1 protein-coding gene is annotated in these 282 nt (G+C 49.3%); it reads left to right on the forward strand.

The genetic code is table 11. The annotated features are described in order from the left end of the window. On the forward strand, positions 1–282 hold a 282-nt coding region (locus NE547_RS18230), incomplete at both ends, for a hypothetical protein (RefSeq protein WP_256176645.1).

A 282-nucleotide genomic window follows, 5' to 3' on the forward strand; every position in this document is an offset into this window, starting at 1 on the left:
CTCGGCAGGCGTTTCTGAACAAAATCTGGCCTGCATACAAAATGTCCTCAGACTTGGTCAGCAACGGGATTCAGTCAAACGGATTTGGGGCTGGAGATAGTAGTATTTGGGAAGAGCAGTTTGAGTATAACGCTTTTACTCAAGCGTTGTATGCCGCAGGCTTAGATGCGGCACAAAAACTGGCAATAGTTTTGGGCCTCCAGGATCTTGCTGTCTCCTATAATGGTGCTGCGGGGACAATTCGGAGCGCTATCCAGAGAAGTTCGACTGATGGAGTTGCCG

The sequence above is a fragment of the Flavonifractor sp. DFI.6.63 genome, from assembly GCF_024462255.1.
In the GTDB taxonomy this organism is placed as follows: Bacteria; Bacillota; Clostridia; order Oscillospirales; family Oscillospiraceae; genus Lawsonibacter_A; species Lawsonibacter_A hominis.